At 64.2% G+C, this 22,730-nt stretch carries 24 protein-coding genes and 1 pseudogene; 13 read left to right on the top strand and 12 right to left on the bottom strand.

Annotated elements, in window-relative coordinates; all coding sequences use genetic code 11:
* Nucleotides 1–72 precede the first annotated feature (72 nt).
* Both ABIA40_RS11005 and ABIA40_RS11000 read left to right on the top strand, forming a co-directional pair.
* Nucleotides 73–423, top strand: a complete 351-nt coding sequence (locus ABIA40_RS11005; protein WP_157286043.1) for a hypothetical protein — start codon at nucleotides 73–75, stop codon at nucleotides 421–423.
* Entirely contained in the window at nucleotides 368–913 is a 546-nt protein-coding gene (locus ABIA40_RS11000; protein WP_271537936.1) for a hypothetical protein, read from the top strand. Before ABIA40_RS11005 ends, ABIA40_RS11000 begins: the two co-directional genes overlap by 56 nt.
* A 51-nt stretch (nucleotides 914–964) precedes the next feature.
* Here ABIA40_RS11000 and ABIA40_RS10995 read toward each other — a convergent pair whose 3' ends face one another.
* The gene (locus ABIA40_RS10995) at nucleotides 965–1,363 is read right to left on the bottom strand and encodes a RidA family protein (protein WP_271537934.1); all 399 of its coding nucleotides are present in this window, start codon (nucleotides 1,361–1,363) and stop codon (nucleotides 965–967) included.
* A gap of 152 nt (nucleotides 1,364–1,515) precedes the next feature.
* Here ABIA40_RS10995 and ABIA40_RS10990 point away from each other — a divergent pair, with 152 nt between their 5' ends.
* Both ABIA40_RS10990 and ABIA40_RS10985 read left to right on the top strand, forming a co-directional pair.
* Entirely contained in the window at nucleotides 1,516–2,391 is an 876-nt protein-coding gene (locus ABIA40_RS10990; protein ID WP_404540992.1) for a DMT family transporter, read from the top strand.
* Nucleotides 2,392–2,592: 201 nt separating this feature from the next.
* Entirely contained in the window at nucleotides 2,593–4,026 is a 1,434-nt protein-coding gene (locus tag ABIA40_RS10985; RefSeq protein ID WP_275509946.1) for a caspase family protein, read from the top strand.
* Nucleotides 4,027–4,267: 241 nt separating this feature from the next.
* Here the strand turns inward: ABIA40_RS10985 and ABIA40_RS10980 are convergent, their stop codons facing one another.
* Complete coding sequence (locus tag ABIA40_RS10980) at nucleotides 4,268–4,507, bottom strand: BrnA antitoxin family protein (protein WP_157286049.1); 240 nt, start codon at nucleotides 4,505–4,507, stop codon at nucleotides 4,268–4,270.
* 3 nt (nucleotides 4,508–4,510) lie between these two features.
* Nucleotides 4,511–5,488: a cysteine synthase A gene (gene cysK, locus ABIA40_RS10975; RefSeq protein ID WP_157286050.1), complete on the bottom strand. Its 978-nt coding sequence runs from the start codon at nucleotides 5,486–5,488 to the stop codon at nucleotides 4,511–4,513.
* Between the two features lie 223 nt (nucleotides 5,489–5,711).
* Between cysK and ABIA40_RS10970 the strand changes: the two genes are divergently transcribed.
* Complete coding sequence (locus tag ABIA40_RS10970; protein WP_036028144.1) at nucleotides 5,712–5,930, top strand: hypothetical protein; 219 nt, start codon at nucleotides 5,712–5,714, stop codon at nucleotides 5,928–5,930.
* A 15-nt stretch (nucleotides 5,931–5,945) separates the two neighbouring features.
* Here the strand turns inward: ABIA40_RS10970 and tgt are convergent, their stop codons facing one another.
* Nucleotides 5,946–7,091, bottom strand: coding sequence for a tRNA guanosine(34) transglycosylase Tgt (gene tgt, locus ABIA40_RS10965; protein ID WP_404540989.1), 1,146 nt, complete (start codon nucleotides 7,089–7,091; stop codon nucleotides 5,946–5,948).
* Nucleotides 7,092–7,304: 213 nt separating this feature from the next.
* Between tgt and ABIA40_RS10960 the strand changes: the two genes are divergently transcribed.
* The 4 genes and pseudogenes from ABIA40_RS10960 (at nucleotide 7,305) to ABIA40_RS10945 (ending at nucleotide 11,511) form a co-directional block, all read left to right on the top strand.
* The gene (locus ABIA40_RS10960; RefSeq protein WP_404540987.1) at nucleotides 7,305–8,489 is read left to right on the top strand and encodes a patatin-like phospholipase family protein; all 1,185 of its coding nucleotides are present in this window, start codon (nucleotides 7,305–7,307) and stop codon (nucleotides 8,487–8,489) included.
* 135 nt (nucleotides 8,490–8,624) lie between these two features.
* Nucleotides 8,625–9,371, top strand: coding sequence for a TetR/AcrR family transcriptional regulator (locus ABIA40_RS10955; protein ID WP_036012628.1), 747 nt, complete (start codon nucleotides 8,625–8,627; stop codon nucleotides 9,369–9,371).
* A gap of 254 nt (nucleotides 9,372–9,625) precedes the next feature.
* Nucleotides 9,626–10,219 (top strand): annotated as a pseudogene (locus ABIA40_RS10950) (PepSY domain-containing protein); the annotation flags it as partial.
* A gap of 266 nt (nucleotides 10,220–10,485) precedes the next feature.
* Nucleotides 10,486–11,511 carry an aspartate-semialdehyde dehydrogenase gene (locus ABIA40_RS10945; RefSeq protein ID WP_404540986.1) on the top strand — a complete coding sequence of 342 codons (1,026 nt, stop codon included), beginning with the start codon at nucleotides 10,486–10,488 and terminating at the stop codon, nucleotides 11,509–11,511.
* 97 nt (nucleotides 11,512–11,608) lie between these two features.
* On the opposite strand, the gene queA is transcribed toward ABIA40_RS10945, so the two are convergent.
* The 5 genes from queA to coaD all read right to left on the bottom strand — a co-directional run bounded on the left by queA (nucleotide 11,609) and on the right by coaD (nucleotide 14,820).
* Nucleotides 11,609–12,682 (bottom strand): tRNA preQ1(34) S-adenosylmethionine ribosyltransferase-isomerase QueA, encoded by a 1,074-nt coding sequence (queA, locus tag ABIA40_RS10940; protein WP_404540984.1) that lies wholly within the window; start codon nucleotides 12,680–12,682, stop codon nucleotides 11,609–11,611.
* 144 nt (nucleotides 12,683–12,826) lie between these two features.
* A complete protein-coding gene (locus ABIA40_RS10935) occupies nucleotides 12,827–13,291 on the bottom strand; it encodes a peptidylprolyl isomerase (RefSeq protein ID WP_018642141.1) in 465 nt (154 codons plus the stop codon).
* Nucleotides 13,288–13,713 (bottom strand): hypothetical protein, encoded by a 426-nt coding sequence (locus tag ABIA40_RS10930; protein ID WP_271537919.1) that lies wholly within the window; start codon nucleotides 13,711–13,713, stop codon nucleotides 13,288–13,290. The genes ABIA40_RS10935 and ABIA40_RS10930 overlap by 4 nt, the downstream gene beginning before the upstream one ends.
* A gap of 9 nt (nucleotides 13,714–13,722) precedes the next feature.
* Nucleotides 13,723–14,286 carry a peptidylprolyl isomerase gene (locus ABIA40_RS10925; RefSeq protein WP_271537917.1) on the bottom strand — a complete coding sequence of 188 codons (564 nt, stop codon included), beginning with the start codon at nucleotides 14,284–14,286 and terminating at the stop codon, nucleotides 13,723–13,725.
* A gap of 39 nt (nucleotides 14,287–14,325) precedes the next feature.
* Nucleotides 14,326–14,820 carry a pantetheine-phosphate adenylyltransferase gene (coaD, locus tag ABIA40_RS10920; protein WP_036028155.1) on the bottom strand — a complete coding sequence of 165 codons (495 nt, stop codon included), beginning with the start codon at nucleotides 14,818–14,820 and terminating at the stop codon, nucleotides 14,326–14,328.
* Nucleotides 14,821–15,089: 269 nt separating this feature from the next.
* On the opposite strand from coaD, the gene ABIA40_RS10915 reads away from it, so the two are divergent.
* Nucleotides 15,090–15,347 (top strand): hypothetical protein, encoded by a 258-nt coding sequence (locus ABIA40_RS10915; RefSeq protein WP_036012649.1) that lies wholly within the window; start codon nucleotides 15,090–15,092, stop codon nucleotides 15,345–15,347.
* Nucleotides 15,348–15,428: 81 nt separating this feature from the next.
* Here the strand turns inward: ABIA40_RS10915 and gyrA are convergent, their stop codons facing one another.
* The 3 genes from gyrA to ABIA40_RS10900 all read right to left on the bottom strand — a co-directional run bounded on the left by gyrA (nucleotide 15,429) and on the right by ABIA40_RS10900 (nucleotide 19,395).
* Nucleotides 15,429–18,161, bottom strand: a complete 2,733-nt coding sequence (gene gyrA / locus ABIA40_RS10910; protein WP_404540981.1) for a DNA gyrase subunit A — start codon at nucleotides 18,159–18,161, stop codon at nucleotides 15,429–15,431.
* Nucleotides 18,162–18,353: 192 nt separating this feature from the next.
* Nucleotides 18,354–18,752, bottom strand: a complete 399-nt coding sequence (locus ABIA40_RS10905; RefSeq protein WP_404540979.1) for a DUF2306 domain-containing protein — start codon at nucleotides 18,750–18,752, stop codon at nucleotides 18,354–18,356.
* Between the two features lie 148 nt (nucleotides 18,753–18,900).
* A complete protein-coding gene (locus tag ABIA40_RS10900; protein WP_025036423.1) occupies nucleotides 18,901–19,395 on the bottom strand; it encodes a single-stranded DNA-binding protein in 495 nt (164 codons plus the stop codon).
* Between the two features lie 437 nt (nucleotides 19,396–19,832).
* On the opposite strand from ABIA40_RS10900, the gene ABIA40_RS10895 reads away from it, so the two are divergent.
* The 3 genes from ABIA40_RS10895 to ABIA40_RS10885 all read left to right on the top strand — a co-directional run bounded on the left by ABIA40_RS10895 (nucleotide 19,833) and on the right by ABIA40_RS10885 (nucleotide 22,545).
* Complete coding sequence (locus ABIA40_RS10895) at nucleotides 19,833–20,630, top strand: outer membrane protein (protein WP_271537907.1); 798 nt, start codon at nucleotides 19,833–19,835, stop codon at nucleotides 20,628–20,630.
* Nucleotides 20,631–20,867: 237 nt separating this feature from the next.
* Nucleotides 20,868–21,566, top strand: a complete 699-nt coding sequence (locus tag ABIA40_RS10890; protein ID WP_157286061.1) for an outer membrane protein — start codon at nucleotides 20,868–20,870, stop codon at nucleotides 21,564–21,566.
* 223 nt (nucleotides 21,567–21,789) lie between these two features.
* The gene (locus tag ABIA40_RS10885) at nucleotides 21,790–22,545 is read left to right on the top strand and encodes an outer membrane protein (protein WP_275499975.1); all 756 of its coding nucleotides are present in this window, start codon (nucleotides 21,790–21,792) and stop codon (nucleotides 22,543–22,545) included.
* Nucleotides 22,546–22,730 lie beyond the last annotated feature (185 nt).

Genomic DNA, 22,730 nt, shown 5'->3' with positions numbered 1-22,730 from the left:
CATCGCAACAAATTTCCGTCACATTTCGTCCGAATAAGCGTCAGCAACTCAGACACATTCAAGGACGAATTCATGCGTTTTGGTCGCATTGCGGTGTTCTGTGCCGCCCCAGTTCTCGCTGGCACCCTCGCCGCCCCCGCGTTCGCCCAGAATCCCTATGACGGCAATTGGCAAGTCACCATCGTGACCAAGACCGGTTCGTGCGAGCCGACCGCAAGCTCGATGCTGACGGTTGCCGACGGCAAGATCACCGCGCCCGGCGCTAACGTTTCCGGCACCATCGGCAGCGGGGGACTTGTGAAAGTTTCGATCAATGGTGCATATGCCAACGGTCAACTCAGCGGCAACGCCGGATCGGGGAAGTGGAATGGAGCATCTGCAGGCATACCGTGCAGCGGGCGGTGGGAAGCATCGCGTCAATAAACCAATTGAGGCTCGCGCCCGGAACCGGCGGCTGCTGATTGCGGCCGCCGTTTTGTTTACGGCGGGGATCGCTACCACCCAAAGCAAGGCCCAGTCCGGCCCGTTCGCCCCGCTGGCGGGCAGCTGGAGCGGCGGTGGCACGGTTACGCTCGATGACGGCTCGACCGAGCGGATCCGCTGCCGGGCCAAATACGCTCCGATCGGACCGACCATGGAGATGTCGCTGACCTGTGCCAGCGATGCCTACAAATTCAACCTCGGCGCCAACGTGAAGGCCGAAGGCGGCGCCATTGCAGGCAGTTGGTCCGAGACCAGCCGCAATATCTCCGGTTCGCTCCAGGGCCGCGGCAGCGGCGGAAGCTACGAGCTGGTGGCCTCAACCGCGGGCTTCAACGCCAACATCTCTCTCAAGACGTCCGGCAACAAGCAGAACGTCACGATGCGCGCGGACAGTCAATTCCGCGGCGCGAACATCTCGATGTCGAAATAAGACGCAAGTTGACGCGACAGTCGATCCGGCGCCCGCGCCGGATCGATTTTTTTATGGGCCGGGCACGTACGCGGTGACCTCGATCTCGACCTTGGCACGCTCGTCCACGAGGCCTCCGATATAGAGCAGCGTCGAGGGCGGAAAATTGCGGCCGAGCGTTTCCTTCCAGGCCGCGCCAATGCCGGCACCTGCCGCTTCGTACTCGGCGCGGCTGGTCAGGTACCAGGTCAGGCGGACGATGTGCTCGGGGCCGGCACCGGCCTCGGCCAGCAGCTTGACGATCCGCTTCAGCGCCGTCGCGACCTGGGCTGCCATGTCGGGATCGTAACTGCCGGCCTCGTCGCCCCCGGTTTGGCCGGCGAGTACCACCCACCGGCCCGGCCCCTCGGTCACGACGCCATGGGAAAAGCCGCGCGGTTTTTTCCACTCGGCCGGCTGCAAGATGCGCATGGGCAATGCCTCCCGATCTTTGTCGTTGTTCGCTGATTGCCTTAGCATGCAGCCCAGCATCGCTGCATCCACAGATTTGGCCGTTGCAAACGGCGGCAATGTCGCCGATACCGGCCGCCCCTCCTCGGTCTATCCGTCCACATCCGCCGCAGATGAGCACCACACCGTCGAAAATGATGGCTGCACTGTGGATGGCCGGCTGGCTGTCGCTGATGCTGATCATGGCGGTGGCCGGGCGCGAGACCACGCGCGAGCTGAATGTTTTTCAGATCATGGAAATGAGGTCGCTGGCCGGCTTCGTCTTGCTCTCACCGATCATCTACCGCGCCGGCGGCTGGAAGGTGCTCAAGACATCGCGCCTGCCGCAGCATGTCGGCCGCAATTTGGTGCACTATGTTGCCCAGCTCGGCTGGTTCTTCGCACTGACACTGATTCCGATCGGCCAGGTGGTGGCAATCGAGTTCACCATGCCGATCTGGACGGCCGTCCTCGCGGCGAGCTTCCTGTCCGAGCGGATGACGCCATGGAAGATCGCCGCCATCGTGCTCGGCCTCGTCGGCGTTATCGTCATTGTCCGCCCCTCGACCGGGGAGATCAATCCAGGGCAGCTCATCGCGCTTGGCGCCGCCATGGGATTTGGCGTCGCGATGGCGCTGGTCAAATCGCTGACCCGCACCGAGAGCGCGCTCTCGATCCTGTTCTGGATGCTGGTGGTGCAGTCGGTTGCGGGCTTCATTCCGGCGCTGATGGTCTGGACCTGGCCGTCGCTCTATGTCTGGGGCTGGGTCGGCGTGATCGCCGTCTGCGGCACGTTCTCACATTATTGCCTGGCCAGTGCGATGCGCTACGCCGACGCGACGATCGTGGTGCCGATGGACTTCCTGCGGGTTCCACTGACTGCAACTGCCGGTTGGCTGTTGTATTCCGAGCGGCTCGACTCCTGGACCGTGCTCGGCGCCGCGCTGATCCTGTTTGGCAATTTACTCAATTTGAAGCCCGCTTCGTCGGTTCCCGCCCGCGCCAGGTGAACCTCGCGCCGCCTCGCGCGACAAAACCAAGTGGCCGTGTGATTTGGATCACGTTGGAGCGACACTCCATCGTGCACATTCGGCCACACAGCAGCGGGTTGAACGCAACGGACTGCCGTTTTGGTGGCGCGAAGTCGGGCACTTCGTGTAGGTTCTTTGCCGATCTGTTGCTGCCTGCAATTCGATTCTGGGGATTTCAGAATGCGCTATCTCACCCTCCTCGCTTCGCTGATGTGCATGGCGCTGTCAGTCAGTGCCGCCAAGGCTGATCGCCGCGTCGCTTTCGTGGTCGGCAACGGCTCCTACAAGAATGTCGCACAATTGCCGAACCCGCCGATCGACGCCAAGGCGATGGCGGCCACGCTACGCAATGTCGGCTTCGAGGTGATCGAAGGCTCCAATCTCAGCCGCGACCAGATGACCGAGAAGCTGCTTGATTTCGGCCGCAAGGCGCAAGGCTCCGATATCGCGCTGTTCTATTATGCCGGCCACGGCATCGCCGTCAGCGGCACCAATTACCTGCTGCCCGTCGACGCCGACATCAAGTCGGAGATGGACGTCAAGCTGGGCGCCGCCATCAACATCGACCTGACTCTCGAGCAGACCATGGGCGATGCCAAGGTCAAGCTCGTCTTCCTCGATGCCTGCCGCGACAATCCGTTCGCCGCCAAGATCAAGTCGAATTCGGCGACGCGCAGCGTCAACGTCCAGAGCGGCCTCGCCGAGATGAAGTCCGGCGAAGGAACGCTGATCGCGTTCGCCACCGGCCCGGGCCAGACCGCGCTCGACGGCCAGGAGGGCAACAACAGCCCGTTCACGCGGGCGTTGATCGACAACATCACCAAGCCCGGCGTCGAGATCCAGCAGGCCATGACGTCGGTGCGCGCTCAGGTCAATGAAGAGACCCGCAAGGGCCAGCTGCCCTGGGGCCACACCAATCTGACCGGCTCCGTCTATCTCAATCAGGCGCCGACCACCCAGGTCGCCGCTGCGGCCCCGACCGCGACCGGCATCGTGCCGGCGGCGACCGGAAGCTCGGACGGTGTCGAGCTCGAATACTGGCGCTCGGTCAAGGAGTCCAACAAGGCCGAGGAGCTCAATGCCTACCTCACCGCTTACCCGAACGGCCAGTTCAAGGCGCTGGCGCTGGCGCGGCTGGCGGCGATCAAGAGCGGCCCCTCGACCGCGACCCGCACGCTCAATGCCGGCGTCGATCCCGCCACCTTCACGGATGAGGCTACCCAAGTGACCGAGGACCAAATCGGTCTCGACAAGAACAAGCGTCGCGACGTGCAGCGTCGACTCACGGCGCTCGGCTTCGACACCAACCAGACCGGCGTATTCAACGACGAAACGCGGTCCGTGCTCAAGCGCTGGCAGACGGCGCGCGGCTACCCGTCGTCAGGCTACCTCAACAAGCACCAGCACAAGGCCCTGCTCTCGGAAATCGTGGCTGCCCCGGCAACGGCGAGCGACGGCAGCCAGAAGCCGGCTCGGCGCGCCGCCACCGCCCCGGCTCAGAGCAGCGCGCCGGCACCGGCTCCCCAGCCACGCAGCAATCCCGGCGATGCTGCCGGTGCGGCCTTCGTCGGCGGCGTCGTCGGCGGCATGATGGGCGGCATGTTCCGTCGTTGAGTCGAAACGAGATCGACAATGCAAAAAGCCCGGCTCGCGCCGGGCTTTTTCGTTGGTGCGATGATGCTGCCGCGTACTCCGTCATTGCGAGCGCAACGAAGCAATCCAGAATCTCTCCGCGGTGACAGCCTGGATTGCTTCGTCGCAAGAGCTCCTCGCAACGACGATGATAGAGATGTGCGCCAAACGGATGTCACAGTCTGCGGAGAGACGCCGCTGGTCGGACGTGTCCGGTCGGAGCCTACTTCCCTGCCACCTTGCGCAGCGCCTCGTTGATGCGATCCTGCCAGCCGGGACCGCCCTCCTGGAAGAACTCCAGCACGTCCTGGTCGATGCGCAGCGTGACCTGCTCCTTGATGCCGGGCACGGCGTTTTGCTTGGGCGGCGCGGCGGCGACCTTGGCCGTTACCTTCTTGAACGCCGCCTCGGCCTCGGTCCTGGCATCGCCCAGCGTGCGCGGCCGTCTCGTTTGATCCGCCATGTCCTAGATTCCCTCAAACAGAGCCGTCGAAAGATACCGCTCGGAGAAGGACGGCACGATCGCCAGGATGGTCTTCCCGGAAGCTTCCGGCCGCTTGCCGATCTCGAGCGCGGCGGCGATCGCAGCGCCTGAGGAGATGCCGCCCGGAATGCCCTCATGCCGCGCCAGCGCGCGCGAGGTCTCGATCGCCGTGGTCGAGTTGATCTTCACGATCTCATCGATCACGGAGCGGTCGAGGATGTCAGGGACGAAGCCGGCACCGATGCCTTGGATCTTGTGGGGAGTATGCTGTCCCCCCGAGAGCACCGGGCTCTCCTCCGGCTCGACCGCAACCACACGCAAGCCCGGCTTGCGCGGCTTGAGCACCTGGCCGACGCCGGTGATCGTGCCGCCGGTGCCGACGCCGGCCACAAAGAAGTCGATGCTGCCGCCGGTGTCGCTCCAGATCTCCTCCGCGGTGGTGCGGCGGTGCACCTCCGGATTGGCGAGGTTCTTGAACTGCTGCGGCATCACTGAATTCGGCGTCGTCTTCAAGAGCTCCTCGGCGGCCGCGATGGCACCCTTCATGCCCTGCGCCGCCGGCGTCAGCACCAGCTCCGCGCCGAGAAAGGCCAGCATCTTGCGTCGCTCGATCGACATCGATTCCGGCATCACCAGCTTGAGCCGGTAGCCGCGGGAAGCCGCCACGAAGGCGAGCGCAATGCCGGTATTGCCGGAGGTCGGCTCGATCAGCACGGTGTCCGGCTTGACGATGCCCGCCTTCTCCATCGCGATGATCATGGCCGCTCCGATACGGTCCTTCACGCTCGCGGCAGGATTGAAATATTCAAGTTTTGCCAAAATGGTCGCGTTCACGTCGTGCATACCGGGCAGCCGGCGCAAGCGCACGATGGGCGTGTTGCCAAAGGCATCGACGATCGAGTCATAGATCCGGCCACGGCCGGGTTGGTGCGCTGCACCCGTGTTGGACGATGCGTCCATGATGAACTCCCTGTGGCGACGATCTGCACGTCTGTCGCGGCCTTGCGCAGTTACGGACAGCTTGCGGCGACGCGCAAGCGGCAATGCAGCACATGTTAAATACGCTGCATCGCAAAATCGCGTGAGCTTTAATTAGCAGAAAACCAACGCATTTGTGTTGCGACCTCGTCAACTGATTCTGCTTATGTTAGACTTAGGTCTAGAAAGCAGGGAGGTCACCACGATGTCAGCGGTTGCTGAAGTGATGTCGACCGTAGCGCTAAGGCGTGATCCGCGTTGCAGCGAGTTGCCGACCTGTCCCGTCTGCGCCGACTCCATGGTCGCCGCTGAAGCGTCTGCCTACGTCTCGGACCACATCATCAGCTATCTCTGGACGTGCGACAATTGCGGCTACGGCTTCGTGACCAAGCATGCCGTGAAGCGGCGGCTCGTGTGCAACTGAGTTTGGACCATTGATCTAGCGCGGGGCGATATCGCCCCTCGCCCAGTCCGCGCGCGTACGCTGATAGAACTCCTCGAAATTTCCTTGTGCGATCGCGTCCCTGATGCCCTGCATCAGGGACTGGTAGTACGCGACATTGATCTCGGACAGCAGCATCGCGCCCAGCGTCTCGCCCGCCTTGACGAGATGATGGAGATAGGCGCGCGCGCAGTTCCGCGTCGACGGCCATGAGCTCTCTTCATCGAGCGGACGCGGATCGTCCGCATGGCGCGCGTTGCGCAAATTGACCTGGCCGTGGCGCGTGAAGGCGACGCCGTGCCGGCCGTTGCGGGTCGGCATCACGCAGTCGAACATGTCGATGCCGCGCCTCACCGCTTCGAGGATGTCATCGGGCGTGCCGACGCCCATTAGATAGCGTGGCCGCTGCTTCGGAAGCAGCGGCGCGGTCTCGTCGATCATCGCCAGCATGACCGCCTGCGGTTCGCCGACGGCGAGCCCGCCGATCGCATAGCCATGGAAGCCGATCCCGACCAGGCCTTGCGCGCTCGCGTGTCGTAGCTCGGGCACGTCGCCGCCCTGCACGATGCCGAACAGCATGTAGCCATCCGGGGCGCTCGCGAAGGCGCGCTTGCTTCTCTCCGCCCAACGCAGCGACAATTGCATCGCGCGCTCGATGTCGGCGCGCTCGGCAGGCAACCGCACGCATTCATCCATCTGCATGGCGATGTCGGAGCCGAGCAAACGCTGCACCTCGATCGACCGCTCCGGCGACAGCTCGACCTTGGCGCCGTCGATGTGCGAGCGGAACGTGACGGCGTGCTCGCTGACCTTGCGCAAATCCGCCAGCGACATCACCTGAAAGCCGCCGGAATCCGTCAACATCGGTCCGTTCCAGCCTGTGAACGTCTGCAAGCCGCCGAGCGCCGCGATCCGCTCGGCGCTTGGACGCAGCATCAGATGGTAGGTGTTGCCGAGCACGATGTCGGCGCCGGCATCGCGCACCTCGCGCCAGTGCATGCCCTTCATGGCACCGGCGGTGCCGACCGGCATGAAGGCCGGGGTCCGCACCACGCCATGCGGGGTGGTCAGCCGCCCGGTGCGCGCGGCCCCGTCGGTGGCGAGCAACTCAAAGTGATTGGGAAGGTCATTGTCGGGATTCATGGCGGTGCTTATTGCGTGTCGGAGCAGGCTGATCAACCCGCCGACCGCGCTTGGGCCGGTTCGTGCATCAGACTGGGACACCGACCACACAAGGATCGTACGCCGCGCCCTTGTCAAACGAAACGATACAGTGTAGTTTTGTACGTGGGGCTGGACGAGATGCCGCGGCGAACTTGCCGGCGGCGGTAGATACGTGATCGCCAGCCACCGACAATGCCGTACCCTTCGTGTTCGACCGACGCATCCGTCTCCTCGCGTGACCGGATCAGGCAGACTGGTGTCGGCCTGATCGGATTAGTGCTCCTGATCTGCAGCCTGGCGCTCGGCGCCTGCACCTCCCTGCCCCGCACGCCCTATACCGCCGCGGAGGCGAGCACGTCGCGCGTGCTCGATATCGAGGGTCTGCGGCGCTACGCCGACGAGCCGGTCACCAAGTTCAGCTTCGAGAAGGACAACAGCACTGCCACGAGAACCTATCTGGCGCTCTCCGGCGGCGGCGCTGACGGCGCCTACGGCGTCGGCGTGCTCGCCGGCTGGACCGCGACCCGAACCCGCCCCAGCTTCTCGGTCGTCTCGGGCGTCAGCACCGGCGGCCTGATCGCACCGTTCGCGTTTCTCGGACCGCAATATGACGACACGCTGAAGGAGGTCTACACCAGCGGTATCGCGGAGAGTCTCCTGAACGATCCCAGCATCATGCGCGTGCTGTTCGGATCCGGCCTATTCGGCAACACCAGGCTGCGCGAGCTCGTCGCACGCTATGTCGGACCCGAGATCATGGCGCAGGTCGCGCGCGAGAATGCCAAGGGCCGCAGGCTCTTGGTGGTGACGACCGACCTCGACACGCAGCGCACCGCGATCTGGGACATGGGCAGGATTGCCGCGGTCGGAACGCCCGAGGCGCTCAAGCTGTTTCGCGACGTGATGGCAGCCTCCGCCAGCATTCCCCTGGTGTTTCCGCCCATCATGATCGACGCCGAAGGCGGGGGCCGCAAGTTTCAGGAGATGCATGTCGACGGCGGCGTGACCGCGCCGGTGCTGACCTTGCCGGAAGCTCTGCTGTTCCAGAGCGGCCGTCTGCCCGGCAATGCGAGGATGGACATCTACATCCTCGTCAACAAGAAGATCGAACGCAATTTCGAGCTGGTGTCCAATGGCACCATCGACGTCGCTTCACGCAGCTTGTCGGCGATCACCCAATCGCAGACGCGCTCGATCATCTTCTCGACCTACGATTTCGCCAAGCGCAACCGGCTGGGCTTCCATCTTTCCTACATCGCGCGCGACTATCCCGCCCCGCCGTCGGAAGGATTCGATACCGGCTATATGCGGGCGCTGTATCAGTACGGATACGAGAAGGCTGCATCCGGCCAGGCCTGGTCCTCGACGCTGCCGTGATCCCTCGTGACGGAACGAGGCAATACCGAAACCGTTGACGATATGGCCAATTCGGCCAGATTCGCGATGACGCTTCCGCTCCTGCGCGATATAGAGCGAATGACCGATATCACGACCGCGCAGGAATCATTGGGCATGGGATTGACTGCGACCAGGACAAGACCGGCAGCGCCACGGCGCGAGGTACCGAAATCGCGCGGTGGCCGGCCGACGAAGACTGCTGCGATCGAGCGCGATCTGCGGCTGATCGAGGTCGCCACCCGCCTGTTCCTGGACCGCGGCTTCGATGCGACCTCGCTCGATGCGGTCGCGGAAGCTGCGCGGGTCAGCAAGCCCACCGTCTATTCCCGCTATGGCGACAAGCGCGGCCTGTTCGCGGCCGTGCTGAGGCGCGAGATCGAACGCTGGCTTGCGCCGCTGTCGGCGGCGGCGGAGACGCAGCTCTCCAGCGCCTCGAACATCCCGGTCGAGCAGCGGCTGGTCGAGATCGGACGCGAGATGCTGACCTTCACCTGCGGCCCGGATGCCGTCGCCTTCAGCCGCATGATGACGGCACAGGCGATCAACTTCCCCGACGTCGCCAAGCTCGGCAAGGAGGAAGGCTGGCTGAAGGCCGTCGCCACCACGGCGCGCTTCTTCGACCATCTGGTGGCGCAAGGCGCGCTCGATGTCGACGACACCACCATCGCAGCCGAGGTGTTCCTCGACGTCGTCGTCGGCCACACCCATCGTATGGCGACGTTCGGAACGGCGCTGGAGCTGAAGGCTGCCGAGAAGCGCATGCGCGCGGCGATCAAGCTGTTCCTGGCCGGCGCGCTGGGACCTGCCGACCGCGTCCAGGACACCTCGAAACTCGCGCCACGGCGCCGCTCCTCCCGCTGACAATTCCGTGAGCTTGCGTGCTTTCCCCAAGGGGCGACGGTGCGGCGTCATTGACCGAAATAAAACGATACGGTATGGTTTAGTTATAAGGCGATGCGGACCGCTTTTTTCACCAGCCCCAAAGGAGGCCCGTATCACCCAGATCGCCGCGCCGGGTACAGCCTGCCGCGGCGCTCCGCGGCCGGCCGATGCCCAAGGCCGGCCGCGAATTCTTTACGATCATCCGGCACACTCGCTGGCCGAGGGTTTCGAGCATGACGACTGCCAAACGATGGACCTCGCACCTGCTTGCGATCGCATTGCCCGCGCTGCTCATCGCCGCGCCGGCACAGGCTGTCGTGACCGCGAGCACGCCGACCGCGCTTCACAGCGACACAGATGGTGATGCCGAAGCGGACCGCCAGGCAGTCAGCCGCGAAATAGAGCGATTCCGCAGCTCCTCGATCACAATCAGCCAGGCCATGGCGATTGCCGAAGCCCGCCATGCCGGCGCCACCACTGCCGATGTGAGCTTCGACGGCGGCTCGGGCGTGCCGGTCTACCGGGTGAAGACCCTGCACAACGACCGGATCTGGCGCCACACCATCAATGCTTCGACCGGCGAACTGGTCGGCGGGGAAGCCGCCCTGCCCCTCACCGAGCTCGACCGCGAGGACCGTAGCAACCTCGCAGCGCTGGGTGCGATCAGGCACCGCCTCTCCGATGCCGTGCGCGTCGCCGAGCGTGCCGCCGCGGGCAAGGCCATCAGCGGCGGGCTGGTCCGTGAACGCGGCCGGCTGAACTTCTCGATCGTCGTCGTCAGCGGCGACGACCTCAAGGAGGTCACCCTGGAGCCGCCGGGCGCCAGGGGAAATAGCGGGTGCCAAATAGCGGCAGGCTGCCCCCGGCATCGTCCGGACCGAAAAGCCATTGACGGCCGCAAAACTCTCCCGCATAAGTCGCCGCCATGTTCACGACCACCAAACGCACGACCAAAACCACCACGGCCGAAGGGGCCCGGGGAGGCGTGCGCGCGTAGGTCGTCGACTTAAACGCATCAGCTCTACGGCAAGCCCCGCCCTCGATGGTCCGGGGCTTTTTTGTTGTCTAAATTCTCAATGCAACGGAGGACAAAGTGAGCAACGATCCCGTCGTCGCGATTGTCGGCGTCACCGGCGCGGTGGGCGCCGAATTCATCGCCACCATGGACAAGCGCGGCTTTCGCGTCGGCAAGCTCAAGGCACTGGCGAGCGCCCGCTCGGCCGGCAAGACGGTGTCGTTCCGCGGGCAGAGCGTGGTCATCGAGGAATTGACCGAGCGCTCCTTCGACGGCGTCGATATCGCGCTGTTCTCCGCCGGCGGCAGCATCTCAAGGAAGTATGCGCCGATCGCGGTGAAGGCCGGCGCCATCGTGGTCGACAATTCCTCGGCCTTCCGCATGGATCCGAACGTGCCGCTGGTGATCCCCGAGATCAACGCGAGCCGCATCCGCGACCACAAGGGCATCATTGCCAACCCGAACTGCGCCGCGATCACCGCCCTGGTGCCGCTGTGGCCGATCCACCAGCACAACCGCATCAAGCGCGTGATCATCTCGACCTATCAGGCGGCCAGCGGCGCCGGCGCCGCCGCGATGGAGGAGCTCGTCGAATCCACCCGCGCCAACCTCAACGGGCAGGTCTATACGCCCAAGGTGATGCCGCACCCCTACGCCTTCAATCTGTTCAACCACAACACCGCCATCGACCCCGAGACCGGCTACAACGACGAAGAGACCAAGGTCATCAAGGAGACCCGCAAGATCTTCGAGGACGACAGCATCGCCGTCGGCGTCACCTGCGTGCGTGTGCCGGTGCTGCGCGCCCATTGCGAAGCCATCACCTTCGAATGCGAGAAGCCGATCAGCGAGGACCAGGTCCGTGCCATCATGGCGCAGGCGCCCGGCGTGAAGGTGGTCGACGACCGCGCCAAGAACTACTTCCCGATGCCGATCGACGCCTCGGGCCAGGACGACGTCCTGGTCGGCCGCATCCGCAAGGATCTCAGCGACCCCACCGGGCACTCGATCTCGATGTTCGTGGCGGCCGATCAGCTGCTCAAGGGCGCGGCGCTGAATGCGGTGCAGATCGCGGAACTCCTGCCGCAGCGGGTGATGGCGTAACGAAGGTTGCGTAGGGTGGATTGGCCGAAGGCGTAATCCACCTCTTCGCTTCCGCGGAGACGAGCAGTGGTGGGTTACGCCTTGCGGCTAACCCACCCTACCGCTCGGCCCGAAACAGCAAACACGCATCGCCATACGAATAGAAGCGATAGCCCTGCGCGATCGCGTGCGCATAGGCCTGCTTCATCGTCGCGAGCCCCGAGAAGGCCGACACCAGCATGAACAGCGTCGACTTCGGCAGGTGGAAATTGGTTATCAGCGCGTCGACCGCGCGGAAGCGGTAGCCGGGCGTGATGAAGATCGACGTCTCGGCTGCGAATGGCTGGATCGTGCCGTCCTCGCTCGCGGCGCTTTCGAGCAGCCGCAACGACGTCGTGCCGACCGCAACGATGCGGCCGCCGTTCTTCCGCGCAACGTTGAGCCGCTCCGCCGTTTCGGCCGAGATCGTGCCCCACTCGGCGTGCATCTTGTGGCCGTCGGTGTCGTCGACCTTGACCGGCAGGAACGTCCCTGCCCCGACATGCAGCGTCACGCGGTTGAGGGCAACGCCGCGGTCGCGCAACGACTGTTCCAGCGCCGGCGTGAAATGCAGTCCCGCGGTTGGCGCTGCAACTGCGCCTTCACTCGCCGCGAACATGGTCTGGTAATCAGCGAGGTCCTGATCGTCTGGCGTGCGCTTGGAGGCGATGTAGGGCGGCAGCGGCGGGCTGCCGAGATCGGCGATGGCCTGGTCCAGCGCCGGGCCGTGGAACGAGAACGCCAGCGTCACCTCGCCCTCGGTGCCCTTGGCCTCGACCTCGGCGTCGAGATGACCGAGCAGGCAGACCTTGCCTTCGTTGCCAAAGCGGATGCGGTCGCCGGGGGCGAGCTTCTTGGCCGGCTTCACCAGCGCCTGCCAGCGCGAGCCGTCGAGACGCTTGATCAGTGTCGCCTCGATCTTCGGCTCGGTGTCGCGGCCGATGCGGCGACCCTTCAATTGCGCCGCAATCACCTTGGTGTCGTTGACGACGAGCTGGTCGCCGGGCTTCAGCCATTGCGGCAGGTCGGAAATGATCTGGTCGCGCAGCGCGCCATTCTCGACGACCAGCATCCTCGCGGAATCGCGCGGGCTCGCCGGGCGCAAAGCGATGCGCTCGGGCGGCAGATCGAAATCGAAGAGATCGGTGCGCATGAGCAGGCTTGGCGCGACACAGCCAGACCCTCATGGTGAGGAGGCGCTTAGCGCCGTCTCGAACCATGAAGGCCGGGTTGCAGCAGTGGGGCCTTCATCCTTCGAGACGCGCGTTCCGCGCTCCTCAGGATGAGGATCGAGTGACTATTCCTTGTCCGCGGCCATCCGCGCCTTGACGATCTTGTCGGGGTTCTGCACCGGCTCGCCGCGCTTGATCTTGTCGACGTTCTCCATGCCCTCGGTGACCTTGCCCCACACCGTGTACTGGTTGTCGAGGAAGCGGGCGTCGTCGAAACAGATGAAGAACTGGCTGTCGCCGGAATCGGGATTGGCGGCGCGGGCCATCGAGGCGGTGCCGCGCACATGCGGCTCCTTGTTGAACTCGGCCTTCAGCTTCTTGCCGGAGCCGCCGGTGCCGGTGCCGTGCGGGCAGCCGGTCTGCGCCATGAAGCCCTCGATCACGCGGTGAAACACGATGCCGTCGTAGAAGCCCTCACGGACCAGCTCCTTGATGCGCGCGACATGGCCGGGCGCGAGGTCGGGGCGCATTTCGATGGTGACGGGGCCCTGCGTGGTCTCGAGGATCAGGGTGTTTTCGGTGACGCTCATGCTCGTCTCTCTTGCGTTGGGGGTGAAGTCTTCTCGGGTGACGTCTTGCGGCTGCGGAACTGGATCGCGAATGGACGTCCCGCGGCGGCGCCGGCCATTGCATCGGTAAATGGCACCGGCGTGCAGCGTTGCAACGCCTCCATCACCGCGATCCGGTATTGCAGCCGGTCATTGTCGGAGGCCTCCGCGGATTCATAGGTAATCCTCGGATGGCCCAGAATGTTTCCGGCCCGGTTAAAGCTCACGAGGACGGTGATGTCGAGTGGGCGGGCCCTCGCCGGCGACGGCGGTCTCCAGCAGGTGCGCAGGTGCCGGAAGATGTCCTGGATCGTGTCGACCTGGGCGGCCTCCACGGCCGCACGGGAGGTGGCGAGCAGCAGCACCACGGCAACCAGCAGGAGCCTGCCACCGCGGCGCGCCATGGCCCCCGCCTATTTGATGTCTGAGGCGACCTGCACCTTCACCATCTTGTCGGGATCGGTGACAGAGCCGCCGGGCGAGCCGGCGGGCGCCTTCTTGAGCTTGTCGACGACGTCCATGCCCTGCACCACCTCGCCGATCACGGTGTACTGGCCGTCGAGGCTGCCGCCGTCGGCGAACATGATGAAGAACTGCGAGTTGGCGCTGTCGACGCTGTCGCCGCGTCGGGCCATGCCGACGATGCCGCGGGCAAAATGCACCTTGGAGAATTCCTGCTTCAGGTTCGGGTATTTCGAGCCGCCGGTGCCGTTGAATTTCTCGCCATCGCCGGTCTGCGCCATGAAGCCGTCCATGACGCGGTGGAACGGCACGTTGTTGTAGAAGCCCTCGCGCGCGAGCTGCTTGATGCGCTCGGCATGCTGGGGCGCGATGTCGGTCCTGAGCTTGATGACGATGCGGCCCTTGGTGCTGTCGATGACGATGGCGTTGGCCTTGTCGAGATTTGCCGGCAATTGCTGCGCCACCGCCGGTACCGCGAACAGAAGCGCGGCAAGAACTGCGAGAATTCGGATCATGACAACTCCGGATCAGAGAGAAGAGGAAGCGCGCCGTTTTCAGGCGAATTTGGCCTTGAGCTGTGCCGCGACCTGCGGCGGGACGAAGGCCGAGACGTCCCCGCCCATGCCGGCGATCTGGCGCACCAAAGTGGCGGTGATCGGGCGGACCATGGGAGAGGCCGGCAGGAAGACCGTATGCACCTCGGGAGCCATGGCCTCGTTCATGCCGGCGAGCTGCATCTCGTAGTCGAGGTCAGTGCCGTCGCGCAGGCCCCGAATCATGATGGTCGCGCCGTGCTTGCGCGCTGCGGTGACCGACAGATCGTCGAACGTCGTCGCCTCCAGCACGCAGCCGGCCTGCGCCGCGATCGGACCGCAGACGTCCTCGAGCATCTTGAGGCGCTCCTCGGTCGAGAACAGCGGTTTCTTGCCGGGATGCACCCCGATCGCGACCACGAGCCTGTCGCACAAGGAAACGCTGTGCCGGACCACGTCCAGATGGCCGTTGGTGATGGGGTCGAAGGAACCTGGGTAGAAGGCGATGCGCGGCATGGCCCCGTCCTACCGCGCCCGGCCCGGGCCGGCAAGCCGGGCAGGTTCCTTGCCCGTTTCCGGTCCAGCCCCTCCGAAAATGTCCCGTCGGGCGTCAGCGGCAGCCGGTTTGTTTCGCCCTCGGGGCGACCACGAAACAAAACGGAGCGGGAACGAAACCATTTCCCACATCGGCGAAGACGTCCGGAAACTGGCCATGGTTACTAATCCGGGCCAACGAACGACGGGCCGCGTACTGGGAGTAGGCGGCCGCATCACAGGGGACTGTCATGATCAAGACCATTTCAGCGATCGCTCTGTCTGCGTGTGTTGCCGCGGCCCTCACCCTCCTGCCCGGCTTTGCCCCGAAGGTTGAAGCCAGCGTGCCGCAGCCGCTGGCCAAGAGCGACCGGCTCGACATCCGCAGCATCGGCCGTGACTGCTCGCAGCAGGCCTGGCCGAACTTCGAAGCCTCCTGCCTGCGTAGCGCCGGCACTAAGGCCAATGTCCGCGAGGCACGCCTCGTGACCGCCAACCGCACGCCGTAATCGGGCTTGACGATTTCGCGTCAGCTAGGCGGTTCACAGCCCGGATCGAGCGCAGCGCAATTCGGGCTGCCTGGCTGAACGTTACTCCCCGTTGGCTCCGTTGCCGTTCTCGGCCTCTTCCGTGATGTGCTCGACTGACACCACGTGCTCGTCCTCGGCGGTGTCGAACACGATCACGCCTTGCGTCGAGCGGCCGGCGATGCGGATGCCTTCGACCGGGCAGCGGATCAGCTGACCCTTGTCGGTGACCAGCATGATTTGATCCGCCTCCTCCACGGGGAACGAGGCGACGAGATTGCCGTTGCGGTTGTTGACGCTCATGGCGACGATGCCTTTGCCGCCGCGGCCGGTGGTGCGGTACTCGTAGGACGAGGTCCGCTTGCCGTAGCCGTTGACGGAGACGGTCAGCACGACCTGCTCCTGCGCCGACATTTCGACATAGCGCTCCTGCGGGAGCTGGAAGCTGCCCGAGGTCTCCTCGGCCTCGGCATCGGCCGGTGCCTCTTCCGCGGCGGCTTCGCCCGCGACCGCGCGGCGCATCTTCAAATAGGCCGAGCGCTCGTCCGAGGTGGTGTCGACGTGGCGCAGGATCGCCAGCGAAATCACCTTGTCGCCTTCGCCGAGCGCGATGCCGCGCACGCCCATCGAGGTGCGCCCGGTGAACACGCGCACGTCGGTGACGGGGAAGCGGATGCACTGGCCGCCGGCAGCGGTCAGCAGCACGTCGTCGCGCTCGGTGCAGATCTGCACGTCGACGATCGCCTCGTTGTCGTCGAGCTTCATCGCGATGATGCCGGAGCGGCGGACGTCGACGAAGTCGGACAGCTTGTTGCGCCGGACGTTGCCGCCCGTGGTCGCGAACATCACGTCGAGCTGGCCCCAGGTCGATTCATCCTCCGGCAGCGGCATGATGGTGGTGATGCGCTCGCCCTGCTCCAGCGGCAGGATGTTGATCATGGCCTTGCCGCGCGCGTTCGGCGCGGCCATCGGCAGCCGCCAGACCTTTTCCTTGTAGACCTGGCCGCGCGAGGAGAAGAACAGCACCGGAGTATGGGTCGAGGCGACAAAGAGCCGGCTGACAAAATCCTCGTCGCGGGTCTGCATGCCGGAGCGGCCCTTGCCGCCGCGGCGCTGCGCCCGGTAGGCCGACAGCGGCACGCGCTTGACGTAGCCGGCGTGCGAGACCGTGACGACCATGTCCTCGCGCTGGATCAGGTCCTCGTCCTCGACCTCGCCCTCCTGCTCCATGATCACGGTGCGGCGGGGCGTTGCGAACTCGGCCTTCACCTCGGCAAGCTCGGTCTTGATGATGTCCAGGATGCGCGCGCGTGAGCGCAGGATCGCGAGATAGTCGCCGATCTCCCCGGCGAGCTTCGACAGCTCGCCGCCAATCTCGTCGCGGCCGAGCGCGGTGAGACGTGCGAGACGCAATTCGAGGATCGCCCTCGCCTGCTCCAGCGACAGGCGGATCGTGCCGTCCTCGTTGATCCGGTGACGCGGGTCATCGATCAGCGTGATGATGTCCTCGACGTCGCGCGCGGGCCAATCGCGCGTCATCAGGGTATCACGGGCCGCCGCTGGTGTCGGCGAGGTGCGGATCACCTTGATGATCTCGTCGATGTTGGCGACCGCGATGGCGAGGCCGACCTGCTCATGGGCGCGCTCACGCGCCTTGCGCAGCTTGTACTTGGTGCGCCGGGTGACGACCTGCTCGCGGAAGCCGACGAAGATCGTCAACATATCCTTCAAGTTCATCGTCTGCGGACGCCCGGAATCGAGCGCAACTGCGTTGACGCCGAAGCTCGTCTGCAGCGGGGTGAACTTGTAGAGCTGGTTCAGTACCACGTCGGGCACGGCGTCGCGCTTGAGCTCGACGACGACGCGATAGCCATCGCGGTCGGACTCGTCGCGCAGGTCGGAGATGCCCTCGATCTTCTTTTCCTTGTAGAGTTCGGCGATGCGCTCGACCATCGTCGCCTTGTTCACCTGATACGGAATCTCGGTGATGACGATCGCCTCTCGATCCTTGCGAATGGTCTCGAACGTGACCTTGCCGCGCATGACGATGGAGCCGCGGCCGAGATGGTAGGCGCTGCGGATGCCCTGGCGTCCGAGGATGATGCCGCCAGTCGGGAAATCCGGGCCGGGAATGATGTTGATGAGCTCGTCGATGGTCAGCGAGGGATTGTCGATCAGCGCAATACAGGCGTCGATCACCTCGCCGAGATTGTGCGGCGGGATGTTGGTCGCCATGCCGACGGCAATGCCGCCGGCGCCGTTGACCAGCAGGTTCGGGAACCGCGCTGGCAGGACCACCGGCTCCTTCTCGGAACCGTCGTAATTGTCCTGGAAGTCGACGGTGTCGCTGTCGATGTCCTCGAGCAGCTTCAGCGCGATCTTGGTCAGGCGGGACTCGGTGTAGCGCATGGCCGCCGCCGGATCGCCATCGACCGAGCCGAAATTGCCCTGCCCGTCCACCAGCAACTCGCGCATCGAGAAGTCCTGCGCCATGCGCACCAGCGCGTCATAGATCGCCTGGTCGCCATGAGGGTGGTATTTACCCATGACGTCACCGACGATACCGGCGGACTTCTTGTGCTTCTTGTCGGGCGTGAAGCCCTGCTCGTTCATCGAGAACAGGATGCGCCGATGCACCGGCTTCAGGCCATCGCGCGCATCGGGCAGCGCGCGCGATACGATCACGCTCATGGCGTAATCGAGGTAGGACTTCTTCATCTCGTCGAGGATGGAGACGGGGCGAATGTCCGAGGGTTGCGCCGGCTGGTCGCCGGGCTTGTTATCGTCGTCAGCCAAGGGGAAATCCGGTGAGGTTTTATCTGGGAATCATATAGCGCATCGAGGGTTGGATAACCACCCTGACAGGGCCGCCGGAGGCGCTTTTTCCCTTCGTTTTTTCATGCACTTACCGGGGTGACGAGAGGTCATTTCCGGACAGCCCTCGGACGTCGGCAACCCCTGCGCCGGAGAGTGGATTTCGGCCACGGCTCAAGGCCCGAAAACCACTGTATGCATGAGCCGGCCGGGCATGAGGGTGAACAGCCCGGCAATGACGAGTGCGCCGAAGAAGATCGAGGCCATCGTGATCTTGTGGCGGCGAACATTGTGAGCTCTTGCAGCCGTCACGCCCAATACGAGCATCGCCAACGCGAAGATCGAGAGCAGATGGATCGGGCTCCATTGACCGACCAGACGGATTTCGTGAATCCAGAACGAGGTGAGCGCCACGACGAGCATCAGCACCACCCAGACCCAGCCCAGAGCCCGGTGCGGAAGGGTGCCCTTGGGGGCGATGAGCTGAACAATTCCGAGGACGAATGCAGCCATCGCGGCAAAGGCATGCAGCGGGATCGCCGGAGCAGCAGCAAGAAGCGGTCCAAGACTCATGCAGCAGTCCCCGATCGGCAGCGGCTCGCCGTCTGACGCACAACATGAGGCAAGCTTAGAAAATCAAGCTTTGCCCGTTGATTGACGAGAAATCCAAGCGCGGCACGCGAGCACACCGATGCAAAGGACGAGCGCCCGCTATTTGACCTCAGAACGGGATATCGTCGTCCATGTCGCTGTTGCGGCCGCCGCCGGCGGCAACGGGACGGCGCGGCGCGCTGCTGACGGGTCCGGAGGAGCCGAAGTCGCCGCCCGGCTCGTCGCCGAAGCTGCCACCTCCGCCGCCGCCACCGCGGCCGTCCAGCATCGTCAGCGTCGAGTTGAAGCCCTGCAGCACGACCTCGGTCGAATATTTCTCGACGCCGCTCTGGTCGGTGTACTTGCGGGTCTGGAGCGCGCCTTCGATGTAAACCTTTGCGCCCTTCTTCAGATACTGTTCGACGATCTTGCAAAGCGGCTCAGAGAAGATCACGACGCGATGCCACTCGGTCTTCTCCTTGCGCTCGCCCGTGTTCTTGTCGCGCCAGGTCTCCGAGGTCGCGATGCTCAAATTCGCGATCGGCCGCCCGTCCTGGGTGCGGCGGATTTCGGGATCCTTGCCGAGATTTCCAACCAGAATGACCTTGTTGACGCTTCCCGCCATCGCCGCTCTCCACTCCGAATGCCACTGAATTTCAAAAGGGCGAATCCGCTGCCCGCGTTCCTCTGCGCCCGCTAGGGCGACCCTATACGCTTGCGGGCACCGATCAGCCTGCCACCCCCGGGGTTATCCCCATATATAGCATCCCCTTCCGTTTTGTTCCAGATTTGTTCTTCATCGCAATAGGACAGCCATTCTGGCCCATTGCCAAAATAATGAGCAGCGCTCCGATGGAACCTTCTTGGGTTCCCCTGAACGAGAAAAACCGCTTAACATTCATTAAGTTGTTCCATTCACTTGAGTGGCGAGTGTGGCATTCCGGAGACGGACTCTGCCCCATTCTTAGGCTACATTCGCGTTGGAATTGATTCATATGGGCGTCGCGCCTGATCAGCCGCTTCGGGGAGTTTCAAGAAGCGGACGAAACTGGGGAGACTGTAATGAACAAGGTTCTGTTTGGTGCAATCGGTGCAATGGCGTTGGGGCTGTCGGGGCCGGCAAGTGCAGCGGATCTTGCTGCGCGTCCCTACACAAAGGCTCCGGCCCCTGTCGCTACCGTTTACGACTGGAGCGGCTTCTACATCGGTATCAACGGCGGCGGCGGCACGAGCCGTAAGTGCTGGGATTTCGTCGACACCACGGGCCTCGTCACCGGCGCCGCCGGCACCCTCGTCGGTGAAGGATGTCACAACGCGACCGGAGGCACGGTCGGTGGCCAGGTCGGCTACCGCTGGCAGTCCGCTAATTGGGTGTTCGGCGTCGAAGGCCAGGGCAACTGGGCCGACTTCTCCGGCGACAATGTCAGCCTCGTCTTCCCGGGCTCCGCGCTCGTCACCGGCAGCCGCAACCGGTCTCAGATCGATGCCTTCGGCCTGATCACCGGCCAGGTCGGCTATGCCTGGAACAATATCCTGGTCTACGTCAAGGGCGGCGCCGCCGTCGTCAGCGACGAGTTCGACGTCTACGCGGCGCCAGGCACGCCCGGTGCGGGCACCCTGCTCGCCTCGGCCGATCACACCCGCTGGGGCGGCACCGTCGGCGCGGGCGTCGAGTTCGGATTCGCACCGAACTGGACGCTCGGATTCGAGTACAACCACCTCTTCCTGGGCCACCAGACCCGGGACTTCACGACGCCAGGCGGTGCCTTCTTCGGATCCGATCGCATATATCAGGACGTCGACATGGGTTTGGTCCGGCTGAATTATCGCTTCGGCGGCCCGCTGGTCGCGAGGTACTGATTCCCTCTGATTTCGTGAGCGATGGAAGGGCCGGCCCCAGCGCCGGCCCTTCTTTTTTGCGCACGACGGCTGGACGTCAATAAGTCAGCAACCATCACCTTTTCGGCTGTTGTGGCTTTTCGGAGACACAACTTGCGGCTTTGGTGGTGTAAAGACGGCGCCAGTTGGGCCGTTGAGTCCGCTGCCCTTCCGTGAGGGAAGGCAACAACAGAAACTGGGACTGGGATTAAGTTGAAAATGAAAAAGGTTTTGTTGGCTTCGGCCTGTTTGTTCGCTCTCGCGGCCCCCGCTTCGGCTGCTGATCTGGCAGCCCGCCCCTACACCAAGGCGCCCGCGCCTGTGGCCTCGGTCTACAACTGGACCGGCTTCTATCTCGGTATCGTCGGCGGCGGCGCCTGGGAAAACAGCTCCGATGATCCGCGCATGCAGGGCGGTTTCGTCGGCGGCACCGTTGGCTACAACTGGCAGACCTCCAACGTCGTGTTCGGCATCGAAGCTGATGGCGCGTGGGCTGACGTAAACGCCTCAGCGACCGGTCTTGTTGATTTTGGTGGCGCCCTCGTTCCCACGACGGTCAGTTCGCGTATCGACGCGCTCGGCACCGTGCGTGGTCGCATCGGCTGGCTCGCTTCCCCGAGCGTCCTGCTGTACGCCACGGGTGGTTACGCCTGGATCAACAACAAGATCAGCGTCAGCGCGCCCCCTGTTCTGAGCCTCTCGGAGAGCCAGTTCCATTCGGGCTGGACGGTCGGCGCGGGCGTCGAGGCGATGTTTGCTCCGAACTGGTCGGTCAAGGGCGAGTACCTCTATCGCAGCCTGGGCGGCGAGACCTACTTCTCGGGCGTCTTCCCGGTCAACACCGGCACTCTCGACCTCCACACCGTGCAGGTCGGCGTGAACTACCACTTCGGCGGCCCGGTCGTCGCCAAGTACTGAGCTTCGTCTCTGACGCATCATCGTCACGAAAGGCCGGCCTCGCGCCGGCCTTTTTGTTTGTTGCGGCCGCCCGTTCGCTCGCGTTTTCGAAGGGGTGTGGCCGCTGGGTGACACAACCTTTGGCTTAAATGGTGTAAAAGCAATGACGTTGCTTGAGTCATAAGGTCCGCTGCTCTTCCGCTCTCCGGAAGACCGGAATGAGAAATGGAAGTGGGGAATGGATATGAAGAAGCTTTTGCTGGCTTCGGCCAGCTTGTTCGCACTCAGCGCGTTGTCACCGGCCTCGGCGGCCGATTTGGCGGCCCGCCCCTACACCAAGGCTCCGGTGGCGCCGATCGCGGTGTACAACTGGAGCGGCTTCTACCTCGGCGCCAACGCCGGCGGTGGCTGGAGCCGCAACTGTTGGGATCTCACCAGTGTCGGCCCCGTCGTGGTCGCTCCGGCGGTGGCCGAAGGTTGTCACAATGCGACCGGCGCACTCGTCGGCGGCCAGATCGGTTATCGCTGGCAGTCCGCCAACTGGGTGTTCGGTCTCGAAGCCCAGGGCGACTGGGCTGACCTGAAGGGTTCGAACATCAGCTCGCCTGCCGCGCTCGCGCCGCTGGTGAACGAGACCAGGATCGACGCCATCGGCCTCTTCACTGGCCAGGTCGGTTATGCCTGGAACAACGTGCTTTGGTACGTGAAGGGCGGCGCTGCCGTCACTCACAACAAGTACACTGGCAGTTTTGGCGGCGTTACGCTCGACACCGCGAACGAAACGCGCTGGGGCGGTACGGTCGGCACCGGCATAGAATTCGGCTTCGCCCCGAACTGGTCGGTCGCTGTCGAATACAACCACCTGTTCATGGGCAGGCACAACGAGACCTTCACCTTCCTCGGCGTGACCACTCGCACCGACAGCATCAAGCAGGACGTGGACATGGCTACCGTTCGCCTCAACTACACCTTCGGTGGCCCGGTCGTCGCGAAGTACTGATCAAGACCGACGTCACATCGTCACGAAAGGCCGGCCTCGCGCCGGCCTTTCTTTTTTGGCCGGGTTGCTCCGGGAGCGGTTCCGCGCGTTCCTGCTGCCAGATCCCGCCAGCACGCCAACAATCCGTTGACGATTCGCAAGTCCCACTGGAAATCCGCCGCCGTTCTTCCTACGTTCGCTGCCAT

It is taken from the genome of Bradyrhizobium sp. USDA 223, assembly GCF_044909005.1.
Taxonomy (GTDB): Bacteria; Pseudomonadota; Alphaproteobacteria; order Rhizobiales; family Xanthobacteraceae; genus Bradyrhizobium; species Bradyrhizobium yuanmingense.
This window is presented reverse-complemented; position numbering and strand designations above follow the sequence as displayed.